Genomic DNA, 15,284 nt, shown 5'->3' with positions numbered 1-15,284 from the left:
TTTTGCAAGTCAGGTTAAACCGCTTCACACTTTTATCTTTCCCATCCACAACAAGTTTGACAGCGATTCAATGATTAGTTCGCCACGATATTGTACGCAGACTTAGGCGATGCATAGCCTATATTGGTTTATTCCTCTTATCTCTCCTTTATTAGTTTCAGCGAAAATAGAAAGGGTACACTCTCAGACCATCGCGGATGGTGATAATAATAGTCATCTCCAACAATCATCTCGGGAACTGACCGATAGTGCGAGAATGGGTACTCTAACAGTTCAATTACCCGAAACCCAGCTATACTCGCTGCGGATAGAATTTCACTAAGCGCGTGTGGCCATTTGGTCTGAGCGTTCTGAATAATCAAATCAGAATCACCAGAGTACGACTTTTCATTCCTAGTGATATAGGGACCGGCTGTCTGCCAATATGGCGCAGACACAGGCGGATACTCGCTAGCCTCTCCGCTATCGAAAGTAGCAGCATACGGGTGCTCATCAATCAGCACTAGCTCTCCTCCGGGCATTAGATAGGTAGCTGCGCTTTTAAACCATATTTCAACATCGGGAACCCAAACCAACACGCCGTAAGACGCATAGTAGATATCGAAGGTACCGGCTATAGTGGGGTCGGCAGGTTCACTGCTATCTGCAACCAAGAACTTGCAACCTTGAACGCCTGCTAGATCAGCTATTCGTCGAGCGTGCTGTACTGCGGTTGGAGAGTAGTCAATCCCTGTTACAAGAAAACCAAACCGAGCCAAAGAGATTGTGTCGAGACCTATGTGGCAATGTGAGTGCAATAATCGTCGCCCCTCGGGATTAGCTAACATTTCAAGCTCTATCTCCCGTAGCGTGTTGCCTCCCTTAATCACCTCTTCTACCGGATAATAATCACCACGACTGTGGATTTCGGCTAACTCAGACCAATACTTCAAATTCTGCGTCATCATTCCTCCGAAACTAGATAACTATGCCATGCACAATCGTGTCTCCTCAGGTACGCTCAACCAAAAAACAAATAGTTATTAATGCCGTAAGCATAAGCACAAGCACTATCACGCTGGAAACAGAGCCTAGGAAGGCTCCAACAGCTGCAATCAGTAAGCCTGAAATTACCCGCGAAATCGCAGATACCAAGCTGAAAGCTGTGACTTCTACGTCACCTCGAACAGCCTGAGTGACTTGATATGTCGCACGGCTACGCATCGCGGTTGACACGATGACAAGCAGGCAAATCGCAAGCACAGCCAAGAAGAGTCGGGGAACACCGTCAGTAACAAACACCATCATACTCAGCAATGGCATTACAGCGATAGCAGTCGGGATGACCCAGCGTCGAACCGCCATCTCTTCCAGAGCACCCCCCATCGACATCGATACCATGACGATAAGCGAGATCAACACCAGAAGAACGTTATTCTCGGATGGAATCCCGAACATCACGACAATCGGCTGCCAAAACTGAAGTAAAACATCGAACACAAGAGTCGGAGTAGTAAAAGCTATCCACAAACCAATTGGCACAAATCGAACGCTAAGGAAGATACGCCTCAACTCGCACTCTTCCCCTGAAGAAAAATAAGTAGGAACCGCCAGAGAATCCCGGCGACTTCTCCCAATATCACCCCAAAGCAGCAAAAACAACAATGCCTGTATTACGGCAGCTAGAATCCACGCAGCCTGACGAGAAACTACAGTTGCAAAGAGTGCGCCAAAGACAGACGCTACTGCAATCCAGAGCGACTGATTTTTACCGAAGTTCGCCAACGGATTTTTGGCTTTGTGAGTATCGCGTAGCAATATCTCGAATGAGCCGCTGAATAGTGACAGCGAGACAGCGTTAAGTAATTCAGCAACAATCAACGTAGCCAGATTATCAACTAACACCATAACACCAAGCCAGGAGGCAGAAGCAAATACGGATATAAGGAGCGACAGACGCGGTCCAAAACGATCAGCTAAGACCCCACAGGGAACCTCAAGAACAAGTAAAGCTAGGAGCTGAACTAAACGCGCACTACTGACGTCTGATAGACTCAGACCTTTGTTCAAAAGGTAGATAAAAGAGAAGCTGCTAGGTATTAGTCTGGCAGCAGAGAATACCAGACCAGTACGGTAGGGCGTCAAATGCAAGGGAATCATAAGGCGTTTTTTCCATCCGCCTTGGGTAACGCCCAACCAGCCATAAACCGGGACTCAGTTGGCACATGCTGTCGCGCAAAAAAACTATTATTCTTTGGAATGTCGCCGACATTATCCCAAAATGTAACTTGACCTACTATCATGCCGGGATAAATCCGAATTGGTTGCGCAGCAACCAATTCTAGAGTCCAGTGATGCGCAGATCCGGTGTGTCCAAGATTAGCTGATACCTGTAAAAAAAGACCAAGACGACCGAGGCTACTACGTCCAATCAAGGACATAGCGTACACATAGCTACCGATTAGCTCTAAAGTAGATCCAAGATACATGGTATGCGGCTGCAGCACATGACCCTTCGCGCCTATTCTTAGGGTTTCAAAAGTGACCGTTCCATCACAGTGCACGGTGGGTATTTTTAAAGAGGATCCCAAACGATAGTTGTAGCTATTCGGGTTTATCTGATTGCTGGCGAAAGGATCCAACACTATCCGACCTGCGGCCCGCTCCGCTGAAATATGACTTCCAGTCAGAATCATGTCTACTTCCCTAAATAGGCACGCGAGGCGACAGGTCCTTCGCTCCCGTTATACTTACCATCGTAGAGCTCGATGTCCCCTTTCGGAACCCAAAAAGATACCTGAGCTATAAGCCAATCTGGTCGTAGCATCACGGGAAGCGTCGAGTACAATTGAAAGGTTATCTTTCCGTAGCTGCCAATATCTATTAGATCAGCAGTCACATGTACGAACAAGCCTAGGCGCGCGGTTCCCGATTTGGCATGGATAATTGGAACATAGTGATCACTACCCACGTATTCACGGCTTTCTGCGAGCAAAAAATCATTTTTCCGCATTCTATAACCGTCTGGCTCAATCTGAAAGGTACTGTAACTGTTTTCAACGCGTGGATCGAGAACATCTTCTGTGTATTTCAATAGCGTTGACCCAAGCGATAAATCGTAAGAATTGGTGGACAATCGCGCTGGATTGAATCCCGAAATCTTGATACGCCTCAGACTAACCTCCCGCGCTATTTCATTGCCGGTAAGAATCATTATTGCTCCTATTTGGTATAGAACTATTTTGTACAGAAGAATCAAACTTGGATTGGTAACCTTGCGTACAAATCATCACAGCGACCCATAAATGACTTCTCATCCGGTGCAGCGATAGTGACCAGCACACACCAATTAGAGGGATTGTCATGCCTATAGTCCTGACCAGGTGCAACTTTGACCACAGCATCGACTACTCCCTCACTAGCCAGGTATTCTGCCTTGGTGGGCACAGCACGTATCTGCCCATTTTTAGTCGGTGAAACGGCCAACCAACCGGCCAATCGATATCCTTCCGCACACCCTGTGAGGTCCGGTTCAAGCCCCAATTCTACTTTAAGCCACGCATCGATAATGTCGACTCCGAATGCTGCATTAATCGCCTCTGGGACAGCCCCCCCAGCAAAACGGGTAGCCACTTCAGATATATAAGGCTGACCGTTGGCGTCAACAAAAAATTCTGCGTGCGTAACTCCGGATGTTAACCCTTTTGCCACACCAAACTTGGTCATTAATTCGCCAAAGCTTCTATAAAGTTCAGCGTGCGTTTCAGGTGAGAGAATAATCGATCCATTACGTGACGGCTTATCTAGCGCAACAAGGCGAGGTACCATATAGCGACCTACACTGGTAAAAACAATCTCACCACCCTGCCAGATCATGTCTACGTGGTATTCATCCCCTTCCAACTTCTGTTCGATCGCCCACTGATGCGACGCAAGCGCTGGATGTAATTGTTCTGTCGAGACAAAGGCATCTAAATCGTCCGCTGTTTGCAGAATCGCCGTGTTAAAAGATCCTGTTCCAGCCGCTGGTTTCGCAACAATTGGGAACATTTCTTTCGGCACCGAATCTCCCGGTTGGTAATTTGAAATAATAGGTGCGCACGGGATTCCGGCATCAGAGAATGCTTTTTTCATCCATCGCTTATCTCGTACTGTAATAGCCAAGTCTGGCTCGCGTGGGTCGAGACCCAGCGCACTCCGCAGATATGCAGCGCTAAACATGCCGTACTCAGCTCCGGAAAGTACCGAAGAAATGGCTCTTGGATACTTCAACTCCAGGTCAACAAAAACACCAGACATTTCTTCAATCGAATCCAGCCGGTCGACCTCGTAAACAGCACGCAACCGAGTCCGTACTTCATCAGATAATGGCTCGTTCAAAACATCGTATGCATCACGAACCAAAATCACCTCAGCCCCCAGCTTTAGCACACGAGACAAAAGAAATTCCGGGAACTTCAAGCAGACAATCATTTTTCTTCTCATCAAAAAACTCTTCCATTCTTATAACGCGGAGACACCGCGAAGTCAGCAGCGACTGTATCGGTGAGAACCAGCGATAGGAATCTTTCGAGTCCCATACCAGCCATGCTCACCAGCGGCATACCAGCATCTACGACATCAAAAAAATCACGATACCGACTAGGGTGAGACCCTTTGGCGCGAATCCGTTCACGTAATAGCTTCGGATCAGTTTCCACCTGACTACCCGCTACCAAATAGAGCCGCCCGCGATACCACAGCTGACAATCATGGGAAAAACCATCAGTGGCTTTAGTGTAAAATGGTCGTTTCTCAACAGGGAAACCTGTAACCCAAACGAATGAGTCATAGTGCTTGTCTAGATATTGTCTGCAAGCTGAGTTGAGCTGAGAGCCATTACCACCACTACCGCCTGCTAGCGCAGTCAAATCGGTCCAACGAATGGTCTCAAAATCTACCTTTTCGATAGCAGTTATATAATTAGCATGTCGATTCAAGATTGCTACACTTGCTAAAATGAGCCGCTCGAAATCGCTCATGATACTGTCGATACCAACTCCAACTCGCGAGATATCTACAATAGTGAACTCTGCCAACTTGCGACGGCTACTAGGCGTCTCCCGCCTAAACAGCTTACCAATCTCATAAAAGCTGTTAAACCCATTGCAAGCGAGCATCTGGTGATAGATCATATTACTGATGGAAAGAAATTCTTTGCGATCGTAAAATTGCATCTCAAAAGGTACCGTATCTCCGAGTGCCCACTCCGAGACGATTGTCGGAGATTGAACCGGCATATAGTCCCAATCTCGAAACAAAGCATGCATTTCTCGAACCACTAGAGAGCGCAAACCAAGTAGCTCGGTCGAACGTGCTGGTCTGCCACCAGCCCAACAAGTAGACTGCGCAACGATTTCGAGAGTCTCTACCTCAATTTCGTAGTTTCCCTTAAATATCTTCCAGTGTCCGGTCACCCGCACTAAAGCGCCAATCCTCGGATGCTGGCTATCAGCTTTCGAAATTGATTTGCTGCTCCGGACCGCCCAAATATAGAGACCATCAATTTGCAATAGGATTCGAATGAAAGTCGCAGAGAACCGGTCATAACGAATCACCACGCCTGTTAAATCAACCTGTCGCGAAGGTAGTCCCTGATTAGTTAGCGCGTCGTATCTCATAGTTCTCCACATAGAGCCGATCCATACCAGCACCAAAGCTAACAAAGGCCTTAACCGCATCACCTGGCGTTTCAATAAGAGGCATACCACCCTCGTTGAAGCTGGTATTCATCAACACGGGTATGCCCGTTCGACGCTCATAGGCGGCAATCAGTGCGTGAAAATCAGCATTGTCCTCGAGGGAGACGGTTTGCACTCGCGCAGTGCCGTCAACATGCACAGCAGATGGAATCTCGTGTTTACGGTCAGCTCTAGCAAACACTGTTTTCATCATATAAGGGCTGTCCGAACCGCCCATCTCAAAGTAATCATCGGCGCGCTCAGCTAAAACAGCCGGAGCGAAGGGTCGGAACCACTCACGTTTCTTTACAAATCCATTCACTTTTTCCTTTATCCAGGGATTGGAAGCTGCACATAGGATGCTACGATTACCCAGGGCGCGCGGCCCGAATTCACTACGACCTCGGAACCAACCGATTACCTGTCCCTGAGCCAGTGCGTCGGCCGCAGCACTAATCGGATTATCAAGCTTCACAACCATATAGTCATCGCTGTGGAGCGAAGAGAGCGCCGCTTGCACCTCATCAGCAGTGTATTGTCGACCGATGTATGGGGTGAAACCACTAAGTAACTCATTACCCGTGGATCTCAGGGCGAATTGAAGGGCACCTACGGACAGCCCGGCATCACCAGGGGAATCGGGGATTCTCACATCGCTAGTCAGCTCACGTGCCAGCAAACCGTTCAGTACTGAGTTTAGCGCGACACCCCCACAGACAATGACATGCGCGGGAGCATACTCTTTGACCAGCGGGCGCACCCGTCGCAACACCGAGGATTCCAAACTGAGCTGACCCCAAGCCGCTAAATCTGCGCCTTCCGCAGTAATATCCCCGAAATCCCAAGCTTTCAAATAGGGATGCGTAGAGCCGTGATCCCGGAGCCATATTGACAGATCAACAAGTCCATCCTCACTGTATACATCGTCTGTGACAGCTGTAGTTTCCCTTCCTCCTTTCGATTCGAAGGCCAAAGGGATTAAACCAATCCGCTCTCTCGCACCACACGGAGCTAAGCCCATCATTTTGCCAGCATCATGATAACTGCCGAAACCAACGTATCGGGTAACCTTGCTGTAGAAACGACCATATCCAATCTCGCCAGGAGCGTCATGATCTCTCGAAACGAGTTTTAGACAATTATCCCGCCACAGGTAATAAGAGGTTTGCTCAACCCGCGCGTCATCAAGTCCACCCTTAGCCGATTCAATGACGCTGCCACTATGGTCGATGACGACCACTAAAGCGTCTTTAAGGGACAGCTGACCAATCGCTGCCCAAGCATGTCCTTCATGGTGCGAGCTGCAATATACCAACCGCGCCTGTTTCCCAACCTCAGCTCGTACCTCGTTTGCCAAATAGCTAGGCAACTCCGCACCAACCTGTTGCCCGAAACCAACCAGACCAACCACATCTATAGCATCTGTTGTAATACCGAGTGCGTCCATTCCATTACGCAGACTACGTTGGAAACCGCCATCATACTTCAATCGACTAACCCGCTCCTCTGCGCAGGCATAGCGCACCACGTTGTCAATAGCGATTGCCACTCCACCGTCAGCGGTTGGCTTTCCAGTTTCTGGATGATTAGACATATTAATACCCACGACGACTGTCATTTTCTACTCTCCTTAGAGCTTGGATGGGCATCATCAGCGTCGCAAGATCCAAAAACCCCGCCAATCGTATTCCGATAATTATCCGATAATTAACCGCACTATTACTTATGAACAACTAAGTTACTATAGGCTAACCTAGCTAAACAAATTTGTATTGAGCTGACAGGAGCTACCTGACCAATGCTCGCTCTCCGGTTGAAGCTAAAAGTAGTTTGGGCTGTTTAGAAGTGTCCTGGGTTTTGTTCCTACTCGTTTTTGAGAGGATTGAGGCATGGTTAAGAGGTATTCTCAGGAGTTTAAGGATCGGGCGGTGCGTATGCTCGTGGATCGCTTAGCTGGTGATGGCTCGTGTTCGCAGTGGAGGGCGGTTAATGAGATTGCTCCGAAGCTGGGGATCGCAAACGAGTCATTGCGCCGTTGGTATGAGCAGCATCTTGTTAACACGGGTGAGTGGCAAGGGATGACCCGTGAAGAACATGAGGAAGTCAAACGGCTCAAACGCGAGAATGCGGAGCTGCGCCGGGCGAATGAGATTTTGAAAACTGCTTCGGCTTTTTTCGCAGCGGAGCTCGACCGACCGGCCCGATGATGATTGCTTATATTGACGAATATAGGGGTCGTTTCGGGGTCGAGCCGATTTGCCGGACACTTAGGGCTAGCTTGGAAGGAGGGTTTATTAACTCTCGCGGCTACCGGCTAGCCAAGAGCAGACCAGCAAGCGCCAGAAGCATTCGTGATCGGATTCTTGCTGAAGAACTACGCGAGATTCACGCACACAATTTTGGCGTCTATGGTATTCGCAAGATGTGGCACGCAGCCAGGCGCGCGGGCTGGGATATTGATCGTGACCAGGTCGCTAGGATCATGAGGATCGCTGGGATTGCTGGTGTTCGCCGGGGACGCACAGCAATAACAACCAGACCCGCTCAAGTACCAGATTCTCGCCCGGATTTGGTGAACCGGCAGTTCACGGCCAGTAAGCCCAACGAACTATGGGTTGCTGATATCACGTATGTTCGAACCCTATCGGGGTTCGTGTATACAGCGTTCCTAACCGATGTTTATAGCCGAAAGATTGTAGGCTGGGCAACCAGATCGACCATGCAAACAGAGGCTCTACCGCTGGAAGCGTTAGAGCAGGCAGTCATGAACGCTAAAGAGCACCTGTCTGGCTTGGTCCACCACTCAGATCACGGATCTCAGTACACGAGTATTACCTATAACGACAAACTCGCTCACTGGGGAATCAAACCCTCCACGGGGAGGGTGGGTGATTCCTACGATAACGCGCTAGCCGAAGCGGTCAACGGCCTGTATAAGGCTGAGTTGATCTACTCCCACCCCTAGGTATCACTGACAGAGGTTGAGTTCGCCACCATGAACTGGGTGCACTGGTGGAACAATGAGCGCCTACACGAAGCGCTCGGATACCGCACTCCAGCCGACATCATCGATATGTATAATCAAACTCGGGTCAGCGAGCTGACCCCCGTATAAAAAGCGGAACAAAACCCAGGACACTTCAATTTCGCGCTCAAACTAAATGAGGCACCACACCGCCTTCGCGCTCAAAATACATAAGGTACGCCGAGCTCTAGCGGTATAGGCGAGGTAAAGATACAATTGAGATGGCTGTGTGTTGGCAAAAGCAGCTTTTGGTTAGGTACAAAACTCATATTTCAAGTTGACGAGGAAGTGATTGAAATGGGAGATAACCCTAAAGGAAATCCAGAATTTGGAACCGGGGAAAATGCAGGCGGAGACCGCAACTGGACAGCACCTGTTTATGCCACCACTGAATCTGGGGAAGAAGTCACGGTCTCTTTTGGTCAAAACAGCCGTGAGGGACAAACTCTTATCGCAAAGGGTCATGTATCCGGCGAAAAATTTTACAGTGACAAAGGGCATGACCACTACGGGCCAAATGGAGAATCATACGCTGACCGCGGAGCATACTAGCTTTATGATTCCGCACAGCTGGAGTGTCCTTGGTTTTTGGGTCCAGGTGTCTTGAGTGTTGTCCGTTGATTCCCTGCCACTAGGTGGGGAGAATGGAGTAATGGTGAGAAAGTTTAGTAAGCACACGCCCGAACAAATTGTTCGCAAGCTTGACAAAGCACGGGAGTTGAGGGAATCAGGATCGACGACGGCTCAGATTCTCACCGAACTCGGGATTAGCGAAGCCACGCTGAATCGGTGGTAGGCAACGTATGGGTCGATGACGAACAGCGAAGCGAAAGAACTCCAGCGTCTACGTGAGGAAAACACGCGTCTGAAGCGCCTGCTTGGTTAGACTGAGCTGGAGAAAGCGGCGTGGAAACAGCTATCGGAGGGAAACTTCTAAGCCCAGCTCGCCGCCATGATGCCATCTGGCATCTGGTCGGGCTGGGCTATTGTCAAAGATTTGCCTGCCGGATTGTCGGGCTCTCCCGTAGCGCCTATCGGCGTGCGAGAGCCTGTGAGGGCAAGCCGGATAAGTACGCAGACCTACGCGTGGATGCATGAGTTTGCGAAGAATCATCGTCGGTGGGGACACCGGCGTGCCTGGATGACGGCTTTTGCTGAAGGGTATGGGGTGTGCCGGGAGACGTTGCGCCGCCTGTGGCATGAAGAAGGACTGCGCGTGTTGCCACGTAAGAAGCGCAAGCGTCTGGCTGTGGCTACAGATCGTGATGTTCCTGCTGGCCAGTACCCGGGTGACGTGTGGGCTCTTGATTTCCAGTTCGATTCAACCTGGCACGGTAATGGTGTGGGCTGGGTTTTTCGAGCCACTCGACTTGAGTGTGTCTTCCTTTGCTAGGGTCTGCTGTGGGCTTGGCTGACATTATGGTGCTTCGAATGCTTTGCGCTGTCCTGCGTTCGCGTGGCCGAAGTCAAAGCTGTTAGTCATTTACCCCATCCTCGTTCAGCGCAACTGCGGCACAAATGTCGGCAACATCGCACTCAAGTGCGGCGCAGATGCGGGCTAGGACGTCGGTGGTGATGTTGCCGTCTTTGCCGAGTTTAGCGATGGTGGCTGGTGATAGGCCTGTGGCCTGGCGTAGGTCCTCGCGGGTCATGTCTCGATCGATGAGGAGTTTCCATAGTGGTTTGAAGGTGATGGTCACGGCTGGTTGTCTCCTGCTTCGTGCTGGTCGGTTTCGAGGTTCCAGGTGAAGCCGTAGAGGGCTTCGGTGCCTTCGTCAAGGTGGATGATTTGGTTTTCGGTAACGACTTGCTCGGCTCCGGTGCCGTAGGCTTTGGTGGCGTCGAAGGAGAAGAACACCTGCTTGGGTTCACCCGCACCACTTTCGAGCGCGCCGCTGCTGGCATAGATGGCGAGTAGCGCTCGTACGGGTGCGAAGGCGACGGGTTTGATGATTGCTGAGTCGTGGATGAGGAATGGTAGCGGTGTGCTGTGTAGGACGGAGAGATCGAACACGATGAGGTTCTTGGCCTTAGCACCGGAGCCAGTGTCACCGTTGTGGTCGAACGTGTAGGAGACGCCCTTGGTCGCGGCCTTGAACGTGAACAGCGGGCTCTTGCGGTGCTGCTGCGGATAGAGAGTATTGTTGACGGTTTTCATCTGTGCGTTGATCGTCTCAGTGAGATGCCCGAGGGTGTTGGGGATCGCCTCATCGATGTCGTGTTTGAGCTGTTTGCGTTCTTTCTTGAGCTCTTGGTTGTGGTCGAAGGTGCGGATCTGTTCTTCGAGGCGGTCTATCCTGGCTTGCAGGTGGGCGGACTGGTCGTAGATCTCGTCATCGAGCTGCACGGATTCGCCGAGCGCCAGAATCTGCGCTTGCAGATTGTTGATGGCGACCTGCAGCTCAGCTGCTTGTGCCTGGTAGTGGCGCTGCTGCTCGCGGAGCTGGTCTTCAAGGATGCCGGTGAGCTGGTGGTGGTAATACTCGATGGTTTCCAAGGATTCACGGTTCGCGTTAGGGAAGAACTCGTAGAACTCTTCCAGGTCACGGGTGGTGATGCGCGTCTGCCCAGAAAGGGTCGCCTCCACGATCGTGAGTCTGCTGTTGATCGCGTCGAGTTGCTGTGTGAGTGGTCGTAGCTCGGCGCGGCGCTGCGCCTGCTCGTGCCTGGCTTTACGCTCGGCTTCGAACAGGTCGAGGTCAGCGTGGGTGCGAAGCTGTTTCGCTTCACTGCGGGCTTGGAGGAGTTCCTTCTGAGCGGCGGTGCGTTCCTTCTTTGTCGTGAACTTGATGTAGTTGGAGTACTTGCCTTTCGCCATCGCGCTGAGCGCGTCGACCTCTTTGCGCACCTTGTCGTAACGGGACTGGATCTTCTCGATCTCCTCGTAGGCACCAAACAGCCGCAGGAGTGCTTTCGCGCCTTCGATGTCGTTGGCACGGGCAGCTGCGGCCAGTGGCCTGTCGAGGAGCGCCATGTCGCGTTCATCGACGCGGCTGAATCGTCCAACGAGCTCACGCCACGTGCCGCCTGTTTCCTCGAGGCCGTACTCATCGAGCAGGAACTGCTGGTAGTCGCCCAGGCTGAGGTCTTCTACGGCCTCACGCCAGTTCGGGTCACTGTATCGGGTCACGAACCCGGGCCGGTCGGTGGCTCTAACGAAGTGGTGCTCCGTGCCGTTCAGTCTGAGGGTGAAGTGGATGGCGTGGTGGCCGACTGCTTGCGGGAGTCGTACGGCGTCAGAGTTAAGGAAGTCATTCCCGGCGTAGATGAAGTCGATGATTTGGAGCAGCGTGGACTTGCCGATGGAGTTTTGTGCCTCGTCTGCGCCTTCAACGATGTTCAACCCGGCATGCAGGTAGATGACAGGGCGGGGTTCGCCGTCCTTCTTGAACGCAGGTGACCATAATCTAGTGAGCACGACGAATCACTCCTTCACTGACATCGATGTCAAGGGTGCCGATTGTGAGTAGCAGTGTCAGAGCGTTGATGAGGTCTTCGGTATGTAGGTCCTGTGCGAGGGTTCGTTGGAGTTCCAGCACCGAGATCGGTTCATCGCCTAAGGCTTTGAGAATCGTGACGAAGTCAGCGAGCACGGATTCGTTGAAATGGTAGAGCTTGTTCGGCAGACGGATCACAGTATCTGCCTCCCAGGCTTGAACAGTTCACAGATCTGGGTCATGAATGACACCACAACACCGCAGGCGTATTCATCAACCTGCGTGTGCTGGTCGATCCACTCGGTCAGGCGTGCCCACACCTCATCTTGGCTCAGCCCTGCATCAACTAGAACACGCCACGCACCCCAAATATCATCCCGCATCCGCTCAAAATCGAGTTTCCCGGCTTCTTCCAGGGCTTTAGCTTTCTCCCGCACAACCGACTCGTAAATACTCATGTGGTCACGCACCCGCCGCACAAGTTTCACATCATCGAGTTTCGCTTGCATCGGCATCACGTCATAGGTCACGTCCGTGGCGAGATCCTCAATCGGAAGGTTATGGATCGCGATGAGCAACTGCGTGATTTTCTGATCCAAGCCGAGTGGAACAAGACCCTCATCAACCCGGTCACTCAACGACAGCGCCTTATTGGACTGGCGCAATTTGGTTACATCTTGTGGCGTGTGACTGAGCTCGTATTTCTCCCCACAAGGCTTACACACGACCGCGAAATCATCAGCGGAGTATTCGTTCTCTTCACAGTCGAGGAAGACGATCGCATACGAGTCGGTTTGCTGTCCGTGGGATGAGATTCCCAGCGGTCTGCCACAATTCGTACATCCGCGTGAGCGTGCGAGGAGAAGCTTTTCGTATCGCACCCGAGCTGCTTGCACAGCGATCTCGGCAAGTACTTTGGCCTTCCCATTATCGGTGCCCGCCTTTTCGTGAACGACCTCAACAAGGAGGCGTGCAACATCTTCGGGGAAATGATCGAGCCGTACCTGCTCGCCGTAGGCGGCAATGTTGTCAGTGATCAGCTGCTGAGTTTCAAGCTCAAGATCATCAAGTACGGTGACGAAATTCTTGACCCCCCAGCGGGCAGTAATCGCCTTGGCGAGCTTCTTCGTGAAAGCCTTGTCGGTCGAAGCCATTCGCTCCAGCGTCGCATCACTGGGCAACGTGGAAGGATCAGCACGCGTTGCCCACTCGGCTTCGGTCACGGTCGTAAACATCGAGATCAATTCCCGCAGATAAGGTGCACGAGCAAGACCTCCGGGCACGAGAGGGTGGAGCGCGTCAGCGAGTTCAAAGAACTTCATCGCCCTCCTGCCCTCGAAAAAGTCTCACGGTTTCTCACGAAAGCCCCTCACGGTTTCTCACGGCTACGAACAGCCATGTTCGTAGCCTGAAAACAGCTCTTCGGACAACACTGCACCGAATCACGTTCGTGAAGAACTTCTTCACATTCTACTACAGGATGCGGCAGATGATCGACACGACACGAGCGTGACCTCGACGCGATGTTCTGGAGAGCAGGGTTCACACAGTCGACGGCGTGAACCCGATGAGGTGAACCAGCCGCGTCCGTGGCCGGTGCTCCTACAAGGTGCCGCGTGCTGATCACACAAGGCCGTCAACTATCAAGGAGACGCGTAAGAGAAGCAAGTGGCAGGCATCCATCTGGGTGCCTGCCTTCTCGTTTCTCTACCCCGTCATGCCTGGATTCATTGACACGCGAGCTTGCTTCCTCGAGCGGGTCTCCCTTTAGAAGAAGGGAACCCCACTCATGGGATTCATTACTTACCAGTCCGTCGTTGGTGATCCGATTGTTGTTGAAGCCGAAGACCGTTGGGTTGAAATCGTCACTGAGCTCGACCGCCAGGAATACAACAACGAACACGGATATCACCGTCAAGACCGCAAAGGCGTCAGGTTCTGCTCTTGGGAGGTCTACAACGCCTACGGCTCGCAAAAGGCTGGAGCTAGCCCATCTCCCGAAGACATCGTTTGTGACAAGGAAACTATCGAAGAGAAAGAAAACGCTATCCGTGTAGTGGGAAAGATACTGCTAGATGCAATCGCGAACCTACCCAAAGTGCAGCGCTCGGTTGTAATCGCGGTTTTTATCGAAGGTCGTCCAGCGGTCGAAGTGGCAGCCGAGCGGGGCGTGTCAAAAGCAGCGATCTCGAAAACGTTGAAGAAAGCCACGGAGCGATTACGACAGGCGCTGATTACTTTAGGGGTTAACTCTGCAGATGTTTCTGGCCTTCTTTTGAGCGAGGCACAAGGCAGCGCTCAGGAAGGAACAAAATAAATGACTACGAAACTCAAGATCAAAATTGCTCGCCGACCCGACCAGGACGCGCTGCTTGCTACTCGCCAGATTCGTCCCTCGCGGTATTTGCTGCGGAAGGTGTTCGGAAGGAGCCGTCCTCGTCACAAGATGGCGATTCTGCTTCCAGGCGACGATGCAGACCGTGTGGAAGTCCAAGTGTGTGAAAAACCCGATGACTCTTTGATGGCTCTAGCTGAAGCTGTCGGTGTGGCTAAAGGCGGTGAATCGAAGTGAACATCACGCAAGCGAACAACGTTATTGCTGCTCTTAATCGTGTTGCCGAGCTGGTTACTAGTCTAGCGGCTGATGTGGAATCGGCTGCCTGGCAAGGCTTCGAGGATCACGTTGGCGCGAGCGGTGCGCGTCCTATTGCTGCGGCCCAGCTCGCTCAACCAGCCCTTGAGGCTGCAGCAGCTGAACATGACCCGGCGCAGGCAGAAGATTCGCCTCAGGTTGAAACTCCGGCTTTGGAGCTTTCACTTGAGGATGTGCGCGCGGTTCTTTCTGACCTGTCCAGTCAAGGACTGACCAAGCAGGTACGTCAGCTGATTTTGGATGCGGGGGCTGATCGTCTCTCGGAAGTAGATCCAGCTAATTATGGATGGTTGCTTACGCGGGCGAAGGGACTTGCTGATGCCTGACCAACACGCCCTCTTATCAGCTTCTGGGGCGCACCGGTGGCTGAAGTGCCCACCATCAGCCCTAGTGGAGGCGGGCGTGCCGGATTCTACTTCGGCGGCTGCCGAACAAGTCACCATCGCTCACGCGCTTGCAGAGTGGAAACT

The 15,284-nt window shown here is 51.8% G+C and carries 18 protein-coding genes and 1 pseudogene; 8 read left to right on the top strand and 11 right to left on the bottom strand.

Translation table 11 applies throughout. The features are described 5' to 3' along the window. Nucleotides 1–137: 137 nt before the first annotated feature. From QZT94_RS06175 to QZT94_RS06145, 7 genes are read right to left on the bottom strand one after another with little or no spacing between them, the layout of a single operon-like run. On the bottom strand, nucleotides 138–947 hold the full coding sequence (locus QZT94_RS06175; RefSeq protein ID WP_270625948.1) for a class I SAM-dependent methyltransferase: 810 nt from the start codon (nucleotides 945–947) through the stop codon (nucleotides 138–140). Between the two features lie 43 nt (nucleotides 948–990). After that, a complete protein-coding gene (locus QZT94_RS06170) occupies nucleotides 991–2,139 on the bottom strand; it encodes an MFS transporter (RefSeq protein WP_270625949.1) in 1,149 nt (382 codons plus the stop codon). Next, on the bottom strand, nucleotides 2,136–2,675 hold the full coding sequence (locus QZT94_RS06165) for a hypothetical protein (protein WP_296763034.1): 540 nt from the start codon (nucleotides 2,673–2,675) through the stop codon (nucleotides 2,136–2,138). Before QZT94_RS06165 ends, QZT94_RS06170 begins: the two co-directional genes overlap by 4 nt. A gap of 2 nt (nucleotides 2,676–2,677) precedes the next feature. Next, on the bottom strand, nucleotides 2,678–3,193 hold the full coding sequence (locus QZT94_RS06160; protein ID WP_296763032.1) for a hypothetical protein: 516 nt from the start codon (nucleotides 3,191–3,193) through the stop codon (nucleotides 2,678–2,680). A 41-nt stretch (nucleotides 3,194–3,234) separates the two neighbouring features. Next, on the bottom strand, nucleotides 3,235–4,464 hold the full coding sequence (locus tag QZT94_RS06155) for an ATP-grasp domain-containing protein (protein ID WP_296763030.1): 1,230 nt from the start codon (nucleotides 4,462–4,464) through the stop codon (nucleotides 3,235–3,237). Then, the gene (locus QZT94_RS06150) at nucleotides 4,464–5,639 is read right to left on the bottom strand and encodes an amino acid--tRNA ligase-related protein (protein ID WP_270625954.1); all 1,176 of its coding nucleotides are present in this window, start codon (nucleotides 5,637–5,639) and stop codon (nucleotides 4,464–4,466) included. Before QZT94_RS06150 ends, QZT94_RS06155 begins: the two co-directional genes overlap by 1 nt. Beyond that, a complete protein-coding gene (locus QZT94_RS06145; RefSeq protein WP_296773289.1) occupies nucleotides 5,617–7,317 on the bottom strand; it encodes a carbamoyltransferase C-terminal domain-containing protein in 1,701 nt (566 codons plus the stop codon). Before QZT94_RS06145 ends, QZT94_RS06150 begins: the two co-directional genes overlap by 23 nt. Nucleotides 7,318–7,588: 271 nt before the next feature. On the opposite strand from QZT94_RS06145, the pseudogene QZT94_RS06140 reads away from it, so the two are divergent. The 4 genes and pseudogenes from QZT94_RS06140 (at nucleotide 7,589) to QZT94_RS08930 (ending at nucleotide 10,117) form a co-directional block, all read left to right on the top strand. Continuing rightward, a pseudogene (locus QZT94_RS06140) lies at nucleotides 7,589–8,814 on the top strand (IS3 family transposase). 207 nt (nucleotides 8,815–9,021) lie between these two features. After that, complete coding sequence (locus tag QZT94_RS06135) at nucleotides 9,022–9,276, top strand: hypothetical protein (RefSeq protein WP_270625957.1); 255 nt, start codon at nucleotides 9,022–9,024, stop codon at nucleotides 9,274–9,276. Nucleotides 9,277–9,630: 354 nt separating this feature from the next. Then, the gene (locus QZT94_RS06130; protein WP_270625958.1) at nucleotides 9,631–9,822 is read left to right on the top strand and encodes a hypothetical protein; all 192 of its coding nucleotides are present in this window, start codon (nucleotides 9,631–9,633) and stop codon (nucleotides 9,820–9,822) included. Continuing rightward, nucleotides 9,815–10,117, top strand: coding sequence for an IS3 family transposase (locus QZT94_RS08930; RefSeq protein ID WP_363928439.1), 303 nt, complete (start codon nucleotides 9,815–9,817; stop codon nucleotides 10,115–10,117). The genes QZT94_RS06130 and QZT94_RS08930 overlap by 8 nt, the downstream gene beginning before the upstream one ends. Before the next feature lie 82 nt (nucleotides 10,118–10,199). Here the strand turns inward: QZT94_RS08930 and QZT94_RS06125 are convergent, their stop codons facing one another. The 4 genes from QZT94_RS06125 to QZT94_RS06110 are packed head-to-tail and all read right to left on the bottom strand — an operon-like array spanning nucleotide 10,200 to nucleotide 13,483. Further along, entirely contained in the window at nucleotides 10,200–10,424 is a 225-nt protein-coding gene (locus QZT94_RS06125) for a helix-turn-helix transcriptional regulator (protein WP_270625959.1), read from the bottom strand. Next, nucleotides 10,421–12,142 (bottom strand): DUF2326 domain-containing protein, encoded by a 1,722-nt coding sequence (locus QZT94_RS06120; RefSeq protein ID WP_270625960.1) that lies wholly within the window; start codon nucleotides 12,140–12,142, stop codon nucleotides 10,421–10,423. The genes QZT94_RS06125 and QZT94_RS06120 overlap by 4 nt, the downstream gene beginning before the upstream one ends. Beyond that, nucleotides 12,132–12,359, bottom strand: a complete 228-nt coding sequence (locus tag QZT94_RS06115) for an ABC-three component system middle component 7 (RefSeq protein ID WP_270625961.1) — start codon at nucleotides 12,357–12,359, stop codon at nucleotides 12,132–12,134. The genes QZT94_RS06120 and QZT94_RS06115 overlap by 11 nt, the downstream gene beginning before the upstream one ends. Then, nucleotides 12,356–13,483, bottom strand: a complete 1,128-nt coding sequence (locus tag QZT94_RS06110; RefSeq protein ID WP_270625962.1) for an ABC-three component system protein — start codon at nucleotides 13,481–13,483, stop codon at nucleotides 12,356–12,358. The genes QZT94_RS06115 and QZT94_RS06110 overlap by 4 nt, the downstream gene beginning before the upstream one ends. Before the next feature lie 467 nt (nucleotides 13,484–13,950). On the opposite strand from QZT94_RS06110, the gene QZT94_RS06105 reads away from it, so the two are divergent. From QZT94_RS06105 to QZT94_RS06090, 4 genes are all read left to right on the top strand, one after another. After that, complete coding sequence (locus tag QZT94_RS06105; protein WP_296763020.1) at nucleotides 13,951–14,478, top strand: sigma-70 family RNA polymerase sigma factor; 528 nt, start codon at nucleotides 13,951–13,953, stop codon at nucleotides 14,476–14,478. Beyond that, nucleotides 14,479–14,733: a hypothetical protein gene (locus QZT94_RS06100; protein ID WP_296763017.1), complete on the top strand. Its 255-nt coding sequence runs from the start codon at nucleotides 14,479–14,481 to the stop codon at nucleotides 14,731–14,733. Continuing rightward, complete coding sequence (locus tag QZT94_RS06095) at nucleotides 14,730–15,140, top strand: hypothetical protein (RefSeq protein ID WP_296763015.1); 411 nt, start codon at nucleotides 14,730–14,732, stop codon at nucleotides 15,138–15,140. Before QZT94_RS06100 ends, QZT94_RS06095 begins: the two co-directional genes overlap by 4 nt. Then, nucleotides 15,097–15,284, top strand: a 188-nt coding sequence (locus QZT94_RS06090) for a DUF2800 domain-containing protein (RefSeq protein ID WP_363928438.1), incomplete at its 3' end; no start/stop codon positions are given. The genes QZT94_RS06095 and QZT94_RS06090, both read left to right, overlap by 44 nt.

Origin of the sequence: Varibaculum sp. (assembly GCF_008661855.1) — a bacterium.
Classification (GTDB): Bacteria; Actinomycetota; Actinomycetes; order Actinomycetales; family Actinomycetaceae; genus Varibaculum; species Varibaculum timonense_A.
This window is presented reverse-complemented; position numbering and strand designations above follow the sequence as displayed.

Excerpts from the sequence above, each read along its gene's own strand:
- QZT94_RS06110 (WP_270625962.1), bottom strand. The coding sequence starts at position 13,483 with ATGAAGTTCTTTGAACTCGCTGACGCGCTCCACCCTCTCGTGCCCGGA.
- QZT94_RS06155 (WP_296763030.1), bottom strand. The coding sequence starts at position 4,464 with ATGAGAAGAAAAATGATTGTCTGCTTGAAGTTCCCGGAATTTCTTTTG.
- QZT94_RS06135 (WP_270625957.1), top strand. The coding sequence starts at position 9,022 with ATGGGAGATAACCCTAAAGGAAATCCAGAATTTGGAACCGGGGAAAAT.
- QZT94_RS08930 (WP_363928439.1), top strand. The coding sequence starts at position 9,815 with ATGCATGAGTTTGCGAAGAATCATCGTCGGTGGGGACACCGGCGTGCC.
- QZT94_RS06165 (WP_296763034.1), bottom strand. The coding sequence starts at position 2,675 with ATGATTCTGACTGGAAGTCATATTTCAGCGGAGCGGGCCGCAGGTCGG.
- QZT94_RS06160 (WP_296763032.1), bottom strand. The coding sequence starts at position 3,193 with ATGATTCTTACCGGCAATGAAATAGCGCGGGAGGTTAGTCTGAGGCGT.
- QZT94_RS06100 (WP_296763017.1), top strand. The coding sequence starts at position 14,479 with ATGACTACGAAACTCAAGATCAAAATTGCTCGCCGACCCGACCAGGAC.
- QZT94_RS06150 (WP_270625954.1), bottom strand. The coding sequence starts at position 5,639 with ATGAGATACGACGCGCTAACTAATCAGGGACTACCTTCGCGACAGGTT.
- QZT94_RS06170 (WP_270625949.1), bottom strand. The coding sequence starts at position 2,139 with ATGATTCCCTTGCATTTGACGCCCTACCGTACTGGTCTGGTATTCTCT.
- QZT94_RS06175 (WP_270625948.1), bottom strand. The coding sequence starts at position 947 with ATGATGACGCAGAATTTGAAGTATTGGTCTGAGTTAGCCGAAATCCAC.
- QZT94_RS06105 (WP_296763020.1), top strand. The coding sequence starts at position 13,951 with ATGGGATTCATTACTTACCAGTCCGTCGTTGGTGATCCGATTGTTGTT.
- QZT94_RS06145 (WP_296773289.1), bottom strand. The coding sequence starts at position 7,317 with ATGACAGTCGTCGTGGGTATTAATATGTCTAATCATCCAGAAACTGGA.